We start from the raw sequence: 16,725 nt of genomic DNA, 5'->3' as shown, positions 1-16,725 counted from the left end.
CAGTCGCTCCGGCGCGGCGCCCGCGAGCAGGCAGTCGACGGCGGTGTCGAGGTACTCCGGGGTCGAGGCGAGCACGCGGGGCGCGGTCTCGGTGAGGATCGCGGTCAGTTGGGGCACCGCAGCGCCGGCCTGCAGGGGGACGCTGACCGCGCCGAGGTGGATGGTGGCGAAGTCGAGCGTCGCGTAGTCGATGCTGGTGAAGCCGAGGATGGCGACGAAATCGCCTGCGCGCAAAGGTGTTTCGGAGTCGCCGTGCCAGGCCGCGGCGACGGCGCGGACGCGCTGCCACAGTTCGCCGTAGGTGAGGGTCTCGAACGCGGGCAGCAGGCGCAGCGTCCGGGCTCCCGTCGCGTCGTCGGTGACCACCTCGACGGAGCGCTGCCCGACGGCGGGGCGCTCGGCATAGCCCTCCATGATGGCGGCGACGACCTGTGCCAGCCGCAGGTCCGGCGCGCACGCCGCCGCGGACACCGCCTCGCTCGGCCGCGCCGCCTTGACCTGTTCGTCCTCGGCGAACAATCGCGCGATCCGGCTGCGCAGCCGCTCGTCCCGTGCATCCACCGCCATGACAGAACTCCCTCGTGGAGAAAGTGGAAAACGTCCTGTAATCTCTGAAACATGTTAGCTTGTCTAACTATTTCGGAAAAGGGTGTGTTCGGGCGGCGAAAGACGTGGTCTGCGCCACATCGCACCGGAATTATATGTCGTACAGCGGACATTCCCGGCGAAACGCGCGCTTAACCAGGTGTTGCCGGTACCAGTTTTGCTGGGCTCCTGTTACCGGTGTCGCGGACACCGCAAGCTCAGTGCATGACGCAGATCTTGTCGCCGGATTCGGCAGCCGCACAGCCGGTTTCCGCGCCCCCGGCAGCTCCACCCGCCGCGTACGGTGCGCGGCGCACACTAGCCATTCTCGCGGTAATCCTGACCGGCCAGTTCATGGCCGTGCTCGACGCCTCCATCGTCAATGTCGCGATTCCCTCGATTCGCAGCTCTTTGCACACCTCCGGCGCGGCTCTGCAGCTGATCGTGGCCGGTTACGTGATCGCCTACGCCGTGCTGCTGGTGACCGGCGCGCGGCTCGGCGACCGGTTCAGCCAGCGCCGGATGTTCATCGCCGGTCTTGCGGTGTTCACGCTCGCCTCGCTGGTCTGCGGGCTGGCGTGGAACGAGACCTCGCTCATCGTCTTCCGCTTCGCCCAGGGTGTCGGGGCAGCGGCGATGGTGCCGCAGATCATGACGCTCATCCAGCGCAACTTCACCGGCAACGCGCGGGCCAAGGCGCTCAGCGTCTACTCCGCGATCATCTCCGGCGGCATGGTCGCCGGGCAGGTGCTCGGCGGGCTCATCGTGAGCGCCGACGTCGGCGGCAGCGGGTGGCGCGGGGTGTTCCTGGTCAACGTGCCGATCGGCCTGGTGCTGCTGGTGGTCGCGCCGCGGGCGCTGCCGACGGTGACCGAGCGCTTCGATCGCAAGCTCGACCTGGCCGGGCTCACCGTGCTCACCGTCGCGGTGCTGGCGCTGGTGCTGCCGCTGGTCCTCGGCCGGGAACTGAATTGGCCGGTGTGGTCGTGGATCTCGTTGGGCGCCTGCGTTCTTGCCTTCGCGGCGTTCGTCGCGATCGAGCGGGCGGTCGCGGCGCGCGACGGTGAGCCGCTGTTCTCGCACCGGGTGCTCGCCGCGCCGGGGCTGCTGCTGGCCGCCGCGACACTGTTCGTCATCATGGCGACCTTCGGCGGCTGGATGTTCGTGATGGCGATCCATCTGCAGAGCACCCTCGGCTACAGCGCACTGCACGCGGGCCTGCTGTTCATCCCGATGGGCGTGATGTTCGCGATCACCGGCCTGAACTGGGAGCGCATCCCAGATCGATTCCACGCCAGGATGATTCCGTCGGGGCTCGTGCTGGCCGCGGCGAGCATGGTGGCCGTCGGCGCGCTGCTGCGCGAGGGTGCGGACGTGGGGCCGCTGGTACTGGTACTGCTCGGCCTGTGCGGTGCGGGCAACGGGCTCGCGTTCAGCCCGCTGATGACGCGGACGCTGGCCAAGGTGCCGATGAGCCTGGCCGCGGACGCCAGCGGCATCCTGGTCACCAATGTGCAGCTCGGCATCGTGGTCGGCATCGCCTCCTTCGGCACCCTGTTCCTCGGGTTGGCGGGCGCCACCGTGCTGTCGGCGTCGCACGCGCTCGGCGGTACCGCCATCGCGGAGGGCGTGACCGTCCTTGTGGCGGCGGCGCTTTCGGCCCGCGCCGCGCGGTAGCTCGTTGCCCCGCGAATCCCGGGTCGTGCCAGGCCCGGGATTCGTGCTGTACGCCGGCCTTTCGACGTGGGCTTCGAATCACGACGAGGCAAACCGTCGCGCCCGGCCGCCCGGGACAGCATGCTCGAGCGGGACTGCCTCGCCGGTCGGGGCGCGGTGTCGAGATGCCGCTCGGGTGAGCGCGTTTCGCGCCGTACAGCACTGCACGGAAGAAGGTGTCGAATGGGCTTCGCGCTCGGCATAGAACTCGACGGCGAAGGCTTCCACCCCGAGGCCTGGCGACGCGCGCATCACGCGCCCGAGCGGCTGCTCACCGCCGAGACACTGCGGACCCGGGTCGAGGCGGCCGAGAACGCGGGCTTCACGCTGGCCACCTTCGCCGACTCCATCCTGCCGCCGGGCGAGCTCGCGGGCCGGATCGATGCGGTGACCCGTGCGTCGTTCGTCGCCGCGACGACCAGCACGATCGGCCTGGTGCCCACGGTCGCCACCACCTATGCCGAGCCGTTTCATCTCTCCTCGCAAATCGCGACGCTGGACTACGCGTCACGCGGCCGGGCCGGGTGGATCGCCGAGCGCATCGATGACCCGAGGGCCGCGGCGGCCTGGGGTCGCCCGCCGGTGCTCGGCGACGACGAACTCGCCAGGGAGCAGCGCGACTCGATCGAGGTGGCCCGCCGCCTGTGGGATTCCTGGGAGGACGACGCCGTCATCCGTGACTATTCCCAGGGGCGATTTCTGGACCGGAACAGGCTGCACTACATCGACTTCGAGGGAGCGGCGTACTCCGTGAAGGGGCCCGCGATCGTGCCGAGGCCGCCGCAGGGACAGCCGGTGGTCTTCGGCGCCGACGGCGCGGTCGATGTGCGCTTGATTCCGGCCGACTCGGTCGAGACCGCCATCGAACAGGCCGACAGCGCCCGAGCCGCCGGGGCGCCACTGGCTTTCGCGGAGATCGAGGTCACCCTGGACACGCCGGCCGCGACGGCCGTCGAACGGTTCGGCGCCGCTACGCCGAATTCGCCTGCCCGGCTGGCCTTCTCGGGCACCGCAGCGGAGCTGATCGATCTGCTGACACGGCTCAGCGGCCACCTGGACGGCGTCCGGCTGCATCCCGCCGTCATAGACGAGGATCTGCCGGTGCTGGTCCGCGCGGTGCTGCCCGCGCTGCTGCGCACCGGTGTCACGCACCGCCCGGTGCCGGGTTCGACGCTGCGCGCGAACCTCGGCCTGCCCCGTCCCGCCAATCGCTACGCCGCGTCGCACTGACCGACAGGAGCCACTGACATGACCGCTCATCCACGTCCCGGCGCCCAGGTCCACTTCGGCGTGTTCTTCCAGGGCGTCAACCACACCACCATCTGGTCGGATCCGGCCAGCGGCTCGCAGATCGACTTCGAGACCTTTCGCCGGGTCGCGCAGACCGCCGAGCGCGGCCTGTTCGACGCGTTCTTCCTCGGCGAAGGCCTGCGCCTGCGCGAGCAGGACGGCAAGATCCTCGAACTCGACATCGCGGGCCGACCGGACGCCATCGCCCAGCTGGCGGCGCTGGCCGGCGTCACTCGGCACATCGGCCTGGTCGCCACCCAGAACACCACCTACAACGAGCCCGCGGACCTGGCGCGCCGCTTGAGCGGGCTCGACCTGCTCTCCGGCGGCCGCGCCGGATGGAACGCCGTCACCACCGACAATGCCTGGACCGGTGAGAATTTCCGGCGCGGCGGCTATCTGGACCACGCGCTCCGCTACGAACGGGCCGGCGCGTTCCTCGCCACGGCCCGCGCGATCTGGGACTCGTGGCGCGACGGCGCCGTCGCCACCTCCCCGCAGAGCCCGCACTGGGCCGGCGCGGACGCGGTCCGGCCCGTCGAACGCGCCGACGACCACTTCCAGGTGTCGATCACCCCGACCCTGCCGCGCAGCCCGCAGGGACACCCCGTCATCTTCCAGGCCGGTGACTCCCCCACCGGCCGCGATTTCGCCGCCGCCCACGCCGACGTCATCTTCTCCAGGCACGGAACGCATTTCGACGACGCGCTCGCCTTCGCCGACGACATCCGCGCCCGGTTGCGCGCGGCGGGGCGGCCCGAGGACGACGTCAAGATCCTGCCGGGAACCCAGATCGTGCTGGCGGAGAAGGAATCCGAGGTCGAGGAGAAGGTCCGCTGGGTCAAGAACGGCCAATACACCGGGCAGACGGCGCTGTCGCTGGCGGGTCAGGTGTGGGGGCGCGACCTGTCCCATCTGGACCCGGACGGGCCGCTTCCCGAGGACGATCCCGAGCACCGGCCCATCTCGGAGACCCGCGGCTCGCCCCGGCACGGCCAGGACCCGCGGGCCATCGCCCGCGAATGGCGCGCCCGCGCCGAGGCCGAAAACCTCTCTCTGCGTGAGACCGTCATCGCCACGACCGAGCGCTCCGGTTTCGCGGGCACGCCCGCGCAGGTGGCCGACGAGTTGGCCCGCTGGGTCCGCCACGGCGCCGTGGACGGGTTCAACATCTCCCCCTACCTCGTGCCCACCGGACTGGACGAGATCGTCGACTGGCTGGTCCCGGAGCTTCAGGAACGAGGCGTCTACCGCACCGAATACACCGGCGCCACGCTCCGCGATCACCTTGGCCTGCGCGAGCCGCTCACGCGTCGAGGGTGAGTCGTCGCCCGGGTCCAGGTAAAGGCCTGCGCGAGAACATCATCGCGCAGGCAGCGCGACGTGCACGCGATGCTCGGCGTTGTAGTGATATGCGGTGCCCACGGCCAGGAAGCCAAGGCGCGCGGCCAGTTTGAGGCTCGGCTCGTTGTCCACGTGCACGAGCGCCCACACCGATGTCAGGCCGAGGTCGGTGAGGCCGTGGCGCAGCAGCGCGGCCGCGCCCTCGGTGGCGAGTCCGCGACCGCCGTGCGCGGGGCTGAGATACCAACCGATCTCGGGCAATTCGGCAGGCAGCTCCCGCGACGGTCGCAGATGCCCGATCCCCACCAGGGTGTCGCCCTCCAGAAAAGCCCAGTGCCCCATGCCCTCCGGCCCCCGGAATGCCAACCGCCGCCGCATCATCTCCCGCGCGTTCTCCGGCACGGTGAAGTCGATGTCGATGTAGGTGCTCATGCTCTCGTGCGCGAACACCTCCACAACCGCCTCGGTGTGCTCCTCCCGCAACGGCACCAGTGTCAGTCGTTCGGTTCTCAACGTGTCTTGCCCCATCCCCCGATCCTTCACGCCCATAACGGGTTTCGTCGTCTTCCGCAATGAGGAAGCTCGCACACACTGCTTCAGCCATTCCATACGGATCTGATAGAGTTCCGTATGGACATCTCTTGGCATGCCCTTTCCATCGAGCCGACGAGCACCTGGTCGACAGGCTCAAAATCCTTGCGCAGCAATGGGAGCTCTTGCACGGCGAATAGACGAGACAGATCAGCCGGGGCCACAGACGACCGCGAACCGGAAGGCTTGCAGGTCGCCGTTGCGCACAGCGCGGGCTTGTTCAGAGGTCTGGTTTATCCAGATGCCTACCGGGTCGTGAATGCGATCGATGGTCAGCCGACAGTCGTCGGTGAAGTCTCCGACGGCTACGGTCTCCAACCGCCCCGGCCCGTCTACAGCTATCCGGCGTTTGACGGATTCGTCCGGTTCATAGGCCATTAGTCTCAAACCTGGAGCGGAGACCAACTTCAGCATGTCGTCCACCGGCGGTCCATAGAACACCGCCGACGCGGTGTGGCCGACTCGATCGTCAGCTCGCTCGTCCGCAGACGAGAACCCTTGCACCCGTAGCTGACTCCGATGCTCGACCGCAGGGTTCGACGGCCGGGTCACGACCAGCCACACCGCCGCACCGGCCAGCACAACCGTCAGAACGCACAGCACCTGAACCCATCGAGGCCAGTGCCCCACCCTTCGCAACACGCGGCAAGTATGCCGGATCCAGGCCATTCCCGGTGTCGTCGATTTCGACGTGCGATCACGGTTCACGGGGGCGTGATGCCCGGGAGGCCGGCGAACAGGACTTGGAAGACCTTGGGCGGGTTGAGGGTCAGGGTGGTGGAGGGGATGTAGGGGGTGTGCTCAGCGGTGTCGGTGACGAGGTAGGGCGAGTGGGTGCCGGGGGTTCGGTCGAGGATGCCTTCGCAGTGGGGGCCGCCGGTGGCGTTCACCTTCGGGAGATCGTCGGGGTAGGTGTACGGTTCGCCGCCGTACATGAAGCCGGCGTTGAAGACCGCGCCGGGTTGGACGCCGCCGACGAAGGATTCGGCTGCCGGAAGTGTTTGTGCCAGGCCGAGAACGACGCAGTTCAGGACGGGCTTGTACGCGTCCACGAGGGTGGTGGTTGGGCGGAGCAGGGCGAGGGCGGCATCGACGGGTCGCTCGTTCTCGGTGAGGACGGCGGTGGTGGTGTCGGCTAGGCCGATGACGTTGAGCAGGAGCGCGTCCAGCTCGTCCGCGCGGTCGGCGATCGTGGTGCTCGTCGTGGTGAGGTCGGCGGCGGTGCGCAGCAGGTCGTCGACGGTGTCGGCGTAGAGGCTGGTGACCTGGGCCGTGGCGATCGTATCCCGGTGCAGGGCAGGCAGACTCGGGTTGAGGTCGCGCAGGTAGGCGTCGGCGCGCGCGAGCAGATCGCCGAGTTCGGCGCCGCGCCCGCGCAGCGCGGCGCCGAGGGCGGAGAGGGTGGCGTTGAGCCGCTCCGGCGCGATCTGCGCGAGGACGCGCGTGAGATGCTCGAACAGGGTGTTGAACTCGACGGTCACGGCGTCCGCGCGGACGGTCGCGCCGGGCCGCAGCGGTTCCGCGGAGGGCATCTGGGGCACAACGAAATTCACGTACTTCGCGCCGAACACGGTGGTGGAGCGGATATCCACGCGCACATTGGCGGGCACGAAGCGCAGCGCCTCGGGATCGAGCGCCAGCGTCAGCCACACCCGGTCGGTCGTCCGCCGCACCGCCGAGACGCGGCCGATCTCCACGCCGCGCAGGGTCACCTTCGCGTCGGGATCGAGCACCAGGCCCGCGCGCGGGGCGTCGACGGTGACGGCGACCGTCGTGGCGTACCGGCCCGCGAACATCGACAGCGCCACAACGACTATCGCGGCCAGCGTGACCACCAGGGCGGCGCCGGCCAGCTTCAGCCGCACCGCCGACCACAGCGACCATCGTGCCCGGTCATCGGTGTCGTAGAGCTGTCTAGACACATGTCCATGGTAGGCGCGGGCGACCGGGCTCGAGCGGGTTTCCGCTGACCCGAACATGATTCGAGGCCCGTCCGGACGGACGGGCCTCGAATCACAGTCTCAGAGCAGAGATTCGATCGCGGCGACGAGCGCCGCCGCGTCCGGGGTGACGGTCGGCCGGAACCGCCCGGCCACCTTTCCGTCCCGGTCGATCAGGAACTTCTCGAAGTTCCACTGGACCTCGCCCGCCGCGCCGTCGGCGTCGGCGGTCTCGACCAGGGTCGCGTACAGCGGGTGCTGGTTCTCGCCCTTCACGTCGGCCTTTTCCAGCAGCGGAAAGTCGACGCCGTAGGTGGTCGAGCAGAATTCCTGGATCTCCTCGGCCGAGCCGGGTTCCTGCCCCATGAACTGATTACAGGGCACGCCGACCACGCTGAATCCGCGCGGGCCGTAGGACTTGTGCAATTCGACCAGCCCGGAATACTGGGGTGTCAGCCCGCATTTGGAGGCCACGTTCACCAGCAGCACCACATTGTCGCCGACCAGTTCGGACAGCGTCGCGGGTTCCCCGCTGAGCGTCCGCAGCGGTACGTCTCGAAGAGTCATTCGTATCGGACCTGCCAATTCTTGATTCCGTTGATCCACCCCGACCGCAACCGTACCGGATCGGCGACCTGGGTGATCTTGGGCATGGCGTCGGCGATGGCGTTGAACATCAGGTCGATCTCCAGCCTGGCCAGGTTCGCGCCGACGCAGTAGTGCGCGCCGGTGCCGCCGAAACCGACATGTGGATTCGGGTCGCGCAGCACGTCGAAGGTGAACGGATCGGTGAACGCCTCCTCGTCGAAGTTGGCGGAGCCGTAGAACAGACCCACCCGTTGCCCCTGCTCGATCCGCGCGCCGCCGATCTCGGTGTCGGCGGTGGCGGTGCGCTGGAACGCGGTCACCGGCGTGGCCCACCGCACGATCTCGTCGGGCGCGGTGCGCGGGCGCTGCTCCTTGTAGAGCTCCCACTGCTCGGGATTGTCGACGAATGCCTTCATGCCGTGCGTAATGGCATTGCGTGTGGTTTCGTTGCCCGCCACCGACAGCAGGATGACGAAGAACCCGAACTCGTCCGAGCCCAGCGATTCACCGTCGACGTCGGCCTGCACGAGTTCGGACACGATATCCCCCGCCGGCGCGCCGCGGCGCTGCTCGGCCATGTTCCAGGCGTAGCCGAGAATCTCCGCGGAGGCGAGCGCGGGATCGCCGTAATCCGGGTCGTCGTAGCTGAGCATCTGATTCGACCAGTCGAAGAGTTTGCGCCGGTCGGCCTGGGGCACGCCGATCAGCTCGGCGATGGCCTGCAAAGGCAGCTCGCACGCGACCTGCTCGACGAAATTGCCGCCGCCGGATTTCTTCGCCTCGTGCACAATGGCGTGCGCGCGCTCGGTCAACGCCGCGCGCAATCCCTCCACCGCGCGCGGGGTGAAACCCTTGGTGATGATGCGGCGGAATTTGGTGTGCCGCGGTGGATCCATGTTCACCAGCAGCACGCTCGCCAACTGCTGCTGCTCGGTCGTGGTGGCATCGGACGGCCGGATGATCGAGCCCTTGCGCTCCGAGGAGAACAGCTCCGGGTTGCGCGAGATCTCCTTGACGTCGTCGAGTTTGCTCACCACCCAGTAGCCGCCGTCCCGGTACCCGCCGGAGCGCTCGTCGGCCTGCGGGTTCCACCAGACCGGCGCCGTCCGGCGCAGCATCGCGAACTCCTCGACGGGCCTTCGCGTCTCCCACAGCGCCGGGTCGGTGAAGTCGAATCCGGCGGGCAACGACGGTGTAGCCACGGCTACCTCCTCAGCTGGTACTGCGAACCGCGCCGTCGGCGCAGCGAATCTGTCTCAGCGCAGCCGCATTCGGCGCATCAGCCGCAGGGACGTCAACGTCGTCTTCAACTGCTTCTCGTAGGGCTGCCCCGAGCGCGCGGAGAGCACCTGACGCTTGAGCACGCCGACGTTCACCGTGTCGGTGTACTTGAGCAGGCCCTGATCGCCGTGCCGCGTCCCGACACCGGACTGCTTCACCCCGCCCGACGGCGTGCCCTTGGCGGCGTAGGTCGCCACGAACCCGTCGTTGATGTTGATATTGCCCGCCTGCAACTGCGCGGCAATGCGGTTGGCGTGGGCCAGGTCTCGGCTCCACACGCTCGCGTTCAGGCCGTAGTCGGTGTCGTTGGCGAGCCGGATGGCCTCCTGCTCGTCGTCGTACGGGTAGACGCTCACCACCGGGCCGAAGGTCTCGAGGGTGGCGTGCGTCATCTCCGGCGTCACGCCGGTGAGCACGGTCGCCTCGTAGAACGCGGGCCCGATGTCCGGGCGCGCCTTGCCGCCGGTCAGCACGGTGGCGCCCTTGGCGCGCGCGTCGTCGACGTGCGCGGCGACCCGGTCCCGGTGCTGCGCCGAGACCAGCGAGCCGAATTCGGGGCGGTAGTCGTAGGCGGCGCCGATCTTCGCGTTCAATTCCGCTGCCGCCGCGACCAATCCGCGCACGAACTCCTCGAAGCGGCTGCGGTGCACGTAGATCCGCTCGATGTGCATGCACGCCTGACCGGAGTTGGCGAACACCGCGAACGCGGCGCCGGCGATCGCCTCGTCGAGGTTCGCGTCCGCCAGCACGAGCATCGGGTTCTTGCCGCCGAGCTCGAGGCTGCACCCGATGAGGTTGCGCCCGGCCTGTTCGCCGACCACCCGGCCGGTGGCGGTCGAGCCGGTGAACATGACGAACTCGACGTTGTCGATCAGGGTCGGGCCGATATCGGGGCCCTCGCCGCACACGACCTGAACCAGCCCGCGCGGCAGTCCGGCACGGTGCAGCAGCTCGACGCCGTAGAGCACGCACAGCGCGGTCTTGTTGTCGGGCTTGAGGATTACGCCGTTGCCCGCCATCAGCGCGGGCATCGCGTCGGACAGCGCGATCGCGAACGGGAAGTTCCACGGCGCGATCACCGCGACCAGCCCCTTGGGCCGGTGTTCCTCGGTCGAGGTGGTCAGCAGCGGCATCGGGCCGCCGCGGCGCTTCGAACGCAGCACGCGGCGCGCGGTTTTCAGGTAGTGACTGATGACCATCGGCACGTCGCACGACTCCTCGACGGCCATCCGGCGGGTCTTGCCGCAGCCGATCTGGATGAGGTCGGCGATGGTCTCGACCTCGCCGAGGATCAGTTCGTGCATGCGCTCGAACACCTCGAGCCTGCGGCGCAGCGGGAGCGCGGCCCATTCCCGTTGGGCCGCACGGGCGGTGGCGGCCGCGGCGACGACGTCGTCCGGCGTCGACTGCGGGAGGTCGCCCACCGTGGCTCCGGTGTAGACCTCGGTCATCGGGTACGGCGCGGCGGTGCCGTCGGCCGTCACGAGCGCGGTCAGCCGGGCGATCAGCTCGCCGGTGATCCGCGCGGGCAGCGCCGCGGTGGGGCTGTGCTTGATGTCAGTGGTCATCGGGGGTTCTCCAGGACGTGCGGAATCGCCGCGGGGGTCGGTCCGGGCTGTCGCAGTGAATTAGAACACGTTCCTATTGGATGGCGTGGGCGTTCGCGCGGTCTCATGCGCTCACTCCGCGCGATAGTCCGGCGCGCGGCGCGCCGTGTAGTCCTTGGCCCAGCGATAGTCCGGTTTGCCGCTGGGCGAGCGGACGATCGTGTCGGCGAGCCAGATCCGTTTGGGGACTTTGTATCCCGCGAGGTGCTTGCGGACGTGGCCGGTGAGGGCCGCGAGGTCGATCGAGCCGGCGACCGAGACCACGGCGGCGACCTGGCTGCCCCACCGCTCGTGCGGGACACCGACGACCACGGCGTCGTAGACGCCGTCGCAGGCCTTCACCACGCCCTCGACCTCCTCGACGAACACCTTCTCGCCGCCGGTGTTGACGACCATGTTGCCGCGGCCGAGCAGGGTGACCGACCCGTCCCGCTCGATCCGCGCGCGATCGTCGGTGACCACGATGCGCACCCCGTCGACGGTCTTGAACAGCTTGTCGGTCTTGACCGGATCCTTGTAGTAGCCCAGCGGCACCGAGCCGCTCTTCGCCAGCCATCCCTCCTCGCCGGGGCCGACCGGGCGCCCGCCGTCGTCCACCACGATCGAGCCGCGCCCGGTCTGGACCCGGGGGCCGCGACCGGGGTCGTCGTCCTTCTGCGCGAAACCTATTCCGCCGAAACCGGTCTCGGACGAGCCGATGGAGTCGGTGATGACCACCGACGGAAGCAGCTCCAGCAGGGCGTTCTTCACCGGCTGCGACAGCAGCGCGGCGCCCGACCCGATGGCGAGCAGCCCCGACGCGTCGACGGGCGCGGCCCGGTAGGCGTCCAGCAGCGGCCGCGCCATGGCGTCGCCGGTGATCACCATGACCTGCGGGCGGTGCCGAACAACGCACTGCCACACCCGGTTCGGGTCGAAGCGCGGTTCGAGGAGCACGGCGTTGCCCGACCACAGCGCGGCGAAGCTCGGCATCATGGCGGCCGCGTGGATCAGCGGCGGCAGCACGAACCAGGTGCTCTGCTGCCCTTGCGCGCCGACCCGGGACTGCTCGTACTCGTCGGCCACGGGCACGCCGGTGTAGAAGTCGATCCCGCCGCCGAGCACCCGCCACATGTCCTCCTGGCGCCACATCACGCCTTTCGGCAGGCCGGTCGTGCCGCCGGTGTACATCATGAACAGGTCGTCGTCGCTGCGCGCCGGGAAGTCACGCTCGGGGGAACCGGCCGCGAGCGCGTCGTCGTAGCGCACATCATCGAGCGCCTGCTCCGCGTCGGAGATGTTGTGGGGCACCACGATCCGATGCCGCAGCGACGCCGCCTCGGCCGCCGCCTCGCGCACGGCGGGTGCGTAGCAGGCGTGGTAGACGAGCGCCTCGAGGTCGGCGTTGTCGTAGACGTAGCGCAGCTCTTCGACGCCGTAGCGATAGTTGATGTTGATCGGGACGGCCCGGATCTTGAAGCAGGCGAGCAGCGTCTCCACGGTCTCGACACCGTTGTGCAGGTGGAACCCGACGTGCGTGCCCGGCCCGATGCCCGTGGCCCGCAGATGCGCGGCGAGCCGATTCGCTCGCGCGTCGACCTGCGCGAAGGTCAGGCGGCGGTCGCCCTCGAGCAGGGCGACGCGGTCGGGCATCGCGTCGACGGCGTGCTCGAACAGGTCGGCGAAGTTACGTGCCACGGCGATTCACTCTCTCGATACGGGGGCTCACACCACCGTCAACGGCAGGGGGATGCCGCGATCGGTGAAGACGAAGGCGGCGCCGGTGCTGAACCGGGTCAGCGCGACCTCGGTCGCCTCCCGGAACGATTCCCGCGCGCGGACGATCTCGACGATCAGTTCATCCTCGCCGGAATCCACTGCCCGCGCGGCGAATCGGGGATTCACCGCGCGCGCCATCGCGTCGACGGGGGCGAGGTGGTCGGCATCGATCAGCGCGGGCCACGCGCCGTCCGCCTCGGCCCCGCTCGCGCGCGGGACCGTGAGCCGGACGCTGTCCTCGTCCTCGTCGACGCGAATATTCGTATAAGGCAGCGGGTTCCACGCCGGATGCAGCCGCAGGACCGTGGCGAGCGCGGACGCGTCGTCGCCGAGCCCCAGCGCCTTGCGCAGCCGTTCGGCGGTGAGGCCTGCGATGCCGGTGAACTGCTTGCGGCCCAGCTCGGTCGCCGCGCCCCGAGCCATCCTGTCCCGCACCGCGATCAGGAAGCCGAGGGTGAGCAGGTGATGTTGCAGGCATACCTCGTCGGCCATGCGCACGAGCGCCGACTTCGAGAAGTCCGCGAAGCGAAGGTCGTTCAGCAGCGGGCCCGTATAGTCGGGCCGGCCCTCGTCCGCCGGGTCGATCTCGGCGAGGGTCAGCCGTGCCGCGGTGGACTCCGCGATCCGGTCGGCGTTCGGCGGCACCGGCGGCGGCGTGTTCGCCGGATCGATGGTGACCGTCCACGCGCACATGGGTTTCCGGTCGGCCGGGTGGCGCGGCGGGCGGTGGACCGGCCGGACCTGGGCGTGCGGGTTGGTGGCCAGCGCGGTGGCGTCGAAGGTCGGGTCCTCGATGTCGTGGCACATGGCGAGCACGAACGCCTCCCCCAGCGGCTCTACATCCAGCAGCGCGCCGCAGTGGTCGAGACAGAACTCGCCGTGATCGCGGTCCTCGACGCGGAAGCGGAAGTCCATGAACTGCGGTGGGGCGCCGATATCCAGCTGCAAACCCTTGAAGATCGTGACGACGTCGTCGCCGGTGAAGCCGAACGCGCGCTGCATGCGCCGGGTGTACACCGGACTGGCGAGCTGCCACTCCTCGATCGCGACGGCGGTCATCCCCTCCCGGCCGAACGCCGCGATGGTGTGCGCCATGCCCGACCTATCGATCAGGTGACCGCACAGCAGCAGCTCGGGCAGCAGCACGGCCAGCTGGTCCCGGGACAGCCGCTCGAAGTTGCTCCGCGGCACGGCTTTCACCACAGCGACGCCGGGGCTTTACCGATGGGGTACCACCCGGGCAGCGGCCCGTTGACGGAGCGCTGGATGCGCTGCTGCATCCCGGCGGGCAGCACGTTGCCGGTGATCATCTCCATGAACATGTGCGAGACGTTGCCGAAGTCGAAGAAGTCGCGCTGCCAGGACCATTGGAAGTCGCCGCCGTAGCGGAACCAGCTGCCGCCGATGCCCTCGGGCGAGTAAGGCTGCCCGTCAGGGCGTTTCACCTCCGACACCTGTTTCCAGAAGCCGATGACGCTGCCGCTGCGGTCGTCGACGACGAACTCCTGATACGGGTAGGTCCAGCCCTCGAGTCCCTGCATCTCCTGGCCGAGGGCCAGCTCCCGGATCTCGTCGCGGCCGACGGCCATGAACTCCTGAGTGGGGCCGTAGTTCCAGCCGTAGGTCGCGTCCTCGGTGTACATCGCGGCCAGCGGCTTCCAGTCGCCCAGCTCCTCGCAGCGCTGATTCTCGATCAGCCACCGCCGGACCATCTCGTCCAGCTCCTCGCGCGCGAAACCCGCCATTACCGAGCACCTTCCGTGGGAACGATCGACAGCGCCCTGGTCGGGCAGTAGTGGACGGCGCGCTCGATATCGGCCAGGGCGGCCGGATCCGGGGCGTCCACCAGGATTTCCACCTTGCCCCGCTTGGGGACTCGGAACGCGTCGGGCGCCTCGTCCTGACAGACGGCATGGCCCTGACACAGGTCCAGATCGGCGACGACTCTCACTGTTGGCTCCTGCCTTGCTCTCTCGGCCGCACCTTGGCCTCCGGCTGGACCTCGACCAGCACGAGGTGCGCGCCGCGCGGCGTCGACACCACGGCCGCCACCGCGGCGGCCAGGTCCGAGGGGCGCAGCATGTTCGGGTGCCGGGCGAAGCCCCACTCCTTCCATGCCTCCAGCATCGGACCGACCACCTCGGGGGTGGAGTTCATGCCCATGCCGGTGAGCGTCGGGCCGGGCCGCACGAGCGAGGCGCGGATCCCGGTGCCCTCCAACTCCATTCGCATCTGCTGGGCCATGGCCTCGAGCCCGGCCTTGGCGGCGCTGTACGCGCCGGTGTGCGGGCGCGGCTCGGGGGCGCAGTCGGAGCTGATCAGCACGACGTCGCCGCGCTGCCGGTCGAGCATGCCCGGCAGCACCCGGTGCACCAGCCGATGCGCGCCGACCAGATGCACCTGCACCTGCCGCAGGAACCGCTCCGGGTCCATCTCGTGCGCCGGCGAGAACTCGATGTCCCCGGCGCTGGAGACCAGGATCTCGGTGGGGCCCACCGCTTCCTCGGCGGCGCGGACGAACTCGTCCACCGAGGCGGCGTCGGTGACGTCCAGCCGGTGCGCGAAGGCCTCGCCACCGTCGGCGCGAATCTTGTCCGCGAGTTCCGCGCACTGCTCGACCCGGCGCGCGCCGAGCGCCACCGGATGTCCGAGCTCGGCCAGCCGCACCGCGGTGGCGGCGCCGATGCCCGACGACGCGCCCGCGACGAGGACCGGGCGACGGGCCGGGTGGGGTTCGAAACGCGGCATTACCTGGCCTCCACAACGATCGGCAGCTTGGCGAAGCCGCGCACGTTCGACGAGTGCACGCGCACGATGCCGTCGTGCACCACGTCGTAGGACCGCACGCGGCAGGCGAATTCGCGCAGCGCGACCGCGGCCTCCAGTCGCGCGAGGTGCGCGCCGAGGCAGTAGTGCACGCCCGCACCGAAACTCGCCAGCCCGGCCTTGTCGGCGCGGGCGATGCGGTAGGTGTCGCCGTCGGCGAAGACGGCCGGATCGCGGTTGGCCGAGCCGATCAGCAGCAGCACCTTGGCGCCCGCGGGGATGGTGCCGCCGTGGTAGTCGAGGTCGGCGGTGGCGGAGCGGGCGATCACCTGGCTGGAGGTGTCGTAGCGCAGCGTCTCCTCGACCCAGTCCGGCGCCAGTGCGGGCTCCGCCGCGACCTCGGCGTACTCCCCCGGATTGCGCGCGCCCCAATACAGCGCGTTGCCAAGGAGTTTCGTCGTCGTCTCGTTGCCTGCGACGACCATCAGGAACAGGAAGCCGATGATCTCCTCGTCGGAGAGCGTGTCGCCGTCGACCTCGGCGTCCAGCAGCGCCGAGGTCAGGTCGGCCGTCGGGGTGCGCCTGCGCTCGGCCACCATCTCGGTGTAGTAGGTCAGCAGCTTGATCGACGCCTCCACGGCCGCGGGCGGGATGTCGAGCACGCCGTCGTCGCGGTGCACGACAAGGTCGGCGAGCCTGCGGATCTCGACGCGGTCGCTCGCGGGCACGCCCATCATCTCGGAGATGACGTCCATCGGCAGCTTGCCCGCGACCTCGTCGATCCAGTCGAACTCGCCTCCGGCGAGGGCGGGTTCGAGGTAGGACAGCGTCAATTCCTCGATGCGGTCGCGCATCTCGGCTACCCGCTTCGGCGTGAAGCCCTTGTAGACCAGCCTGCGCAGGCGCAGGTGCCGCGGATCGTCCATGGCGAGGAACGACATCACCCGGTGCGCGTGCGGGCCCCAGGCGGCCGGATCGAGGGACACGCCGTTGGCGCTCGACAGCCTGGCGCTGTCGCGAAATCCGTTGGTCACGTCGGCATGCCGGGACAGCGCCCAGAAATCGAGGTCGGCGTTGTAGTAGAGCGGCGCCTCGGTGCGCAGGCGGTGATAGGTCGGGTACGGGTCCTCGTGGAACCGGTAGTCGTAGGGATCGAAGGTCAAGGGTTCCAACGCCGCCGTCATCTCACCCACCCACAATTCGAGAACAAGTTCTCTCGACCGATATCGCACCGCGAGCGGGGCGCCGACACATAGCTG

At 69.3% G+C, this 16,725-nt stretch carries 16 protein-coding genes; 3 read left to right on the top strand and 13 right to left on the bottom strand.

Annotation, left to right across the window (positions count from 1 at the left end; translation table 11 throughout):
- Positions 1–567: AMP-binding protein (locus ON39_RS03015; protein WP_040730547.1), on the bottom strand; the 567-nt coding region annotated here is incomplete at its 3' end.
- A gap of 243 nt (positions 568–810) precedes the next feature.
- On the opposite strand from ON39_RS03015, the gene ON39_RS03010 reads away from it, so the two are divergent.
- The 3 genes from ON39_RS03010 to ON39_RS03000 all read left to right on the top strand — a co-directional run bounded on the left by ON39_RS03010 (position 811) and on the right by ON39_RS03000 (position 4,914).
- Positions 811–2,262 (top strand): MFS transporter, encoded by a 1,452-nt coding sequence (locus tag ON39_RS03010; protein WP_246002617.1) that lies wholly within the window; start codon positions 811–813, stop codon positions 2,260–2,262.
- A 222-nt stretch (positions 2,263–2,484) separates the two neighbouring features.
- Positions 2,485–3,531 carry an LLM class flavin-dependent oxidoreductase gene (locus ON39_RS03005; protein ID WP_040730544.1) on the top strand — a complete coding sequence of 349 codons (1,047 nt, stop codon included), beginning with the start codon at positions 2,485–2,487 and terminating at the stop codon, positions 3,529–3,531.
- Between the two features lie 18 nt (positions 3,532–3,549).
- A complete protein-coding gene (locus tag ON39_RS03000) occupies positions 3,550–4,914 on the top strand; it encodes an NtaA/DmoA family FMN-dependent monooxygenase (RefSeq protein WP_040730541.1) in 1,365 nt (454 codons plus the stop codon).
- A gap of 39 nt (positions 4,915–4,953) precedes the next feature.
- On the opposite strand, the gene ON39_RS02995 is transcribed toward ON39_RS03000, so the two are convergent.
- The 12 genes from ON39_RS02995 to ON39_RS02940 form a co-directional block, all read right to left on the bottom strand.
- Complete coding sequence (locus tag ON39_RS02995; RefSeq protein WP_051186238.1) at positions 4,954–5,463, bottom strand: GNAT family N-acetyltransferase; 510 nt, start codon at positions 5,461–5,463, stop codon at positions 4,954–4,956.
- A gap of 213 nt (positions 5,464–5,676) precedes the next feature.
- Positions 5,677–6,234 (bottom strand): hypothetical protein, encoded by a 558-nt coding sequence (locus ON39_RS02990; protein WP_146250981.1) that lies wholly within the window; start codon positions 6,232–6,234, stop codon positions 5,677–5,679.
- Entirely contained in the window at positions 6,231–7,448 is a 1,218-nt protein-coding gene (locus ON39_RS02985) for an MCE family protein (RefSeq protein WP_246002615.1), read from the bottom strand. Before ON39_RS02985 ends, ON39_RS02990 begins: the two co-directional genes overlap by 4 nt.
- A 99-nt stretch (positions 7,449–7,547) precedes the next feature.
- On the bottom strand, positions 7,548–8,033 hold the full coding sequence (locus tag ON39_RS02980) for a glutathione peroxidase (protein WP_040730534.1): 486 nt from the start codon (positions 8,031–8,033) through the stop codon (positions 7,548–7,550).
- On the bottom strand, positions 8,030–9,256 hold the full coding sequence (locus tag ON39_RS02975) for a cytochrome P450 (RefSeq protein ID WP_040730526.1): 1,227 nt from the start codon (positions 9,254–9,256) through the stop codon (positions 8,030–8,032). The genes ON39_RS02980 and ON39_RS02975 overlap by 4 nt, the downstream gene beginning before the upstream one ends.
- A 54-nt stretch (positions 9,257–9,310) precedes the next feature.
- Positions 9,311–10,903, bottom strand: coding sequence for a succinic semialdehyde dehydrogenase (locus tag ON39_RS02970; protein ID WP_051186237.1), 1,593 nt, complete (start codon positions 10,901–10,903; stop codon positions 9,311–9,313).
- Between the two features lie 111 nt (positions 10,904–11,014).
- Positions 11,015–12,619: an acyl-CoA synthetase gene (locus tag ON39_RS02965; protein WP_040730519.1), complete on the bottom strand. Its 1,605-nt coding sequence runs from the start codon at positions 12,617–12,619 to the stop codon at positions 11,015–11,017.
- Between the two features lie 27 nt (positions 12,620–12,646).
- A complete protein-coding gene (locus tag ON39_RS02960) occupies positions 12,647–13,903 on the bottom strand; it encodes a hypothetical protein (RefSeq protein ID WP_040730516.1) in 1,257 nt (418 codons plus the stop codon).
- Positions 13,897–14,445: a nuclear transport factor 2-like protein gene (locus tag ON39_RS02955; protein ID WP_040730514.1), complete on the bottom strand. Its 549-nt coding sequence runs from the start codon at positions 14,443–14,445 to the stop codon at positions 13,897–13,899. The genes ON39_RS02960 and ON39_RS02955 overlap by 7 nt, the downstream gene beginning before the upstream one ends.
- Entirely contained in the window at positions 14,445–14,651 is a 207-nt protein-coding gene (locus ON39_RS02950; RefSeq protein ID WP_040730513.1) for a ferredoxin, read from the bottom strand. Before ON39_RS02950 ends, ON39_RS02955 begins: the two co-directional genes overlap by 1 nt.
- Positions 14,648–15,448, bottom strand: a complete 801-nt coding sequence (locus ON39_RS02945; RefSeq protein ID WP_040730511.1) for an SDR family oxidoreductase — start codon at positions 15,446–15,448, stop codon at positions 14,648–14,650. Before ON39_RS02945 ends, ON39_RS02950 begins: the two co-directional genes overlap by 4 nt.
- Entirely contained in the window at positions 15,448–16,650 is a 1,203-nt protein-coding gene (locus ON39_RS02940; RefSeq protein WP_040730508.1) for a cytochrome P450, read from the bottom strand. The genes ON39_RS02945 and ON39_RS02940 overlap by 1 nt, the downstream gene beginning before the upstream one ends.
- Between the last annotated feature and the right edge of the window lie 75 nt (positions 16,651–16,725).

Origin of the sequence: Nocardia tenerifensis NBRC 101015 (genome assembly GCF_000308715.1) — a bacterium.
GTDB classification, from domain to species: Bacteria; Actinomycetota; Actinomycetes; order Mycobacteriales; family Mycobacteriaceae; genus Nocardia; species Nocardia tenerifensis.
This window is presented reverse-complemented; position numbering and strand designations above follow the sequence as displayed.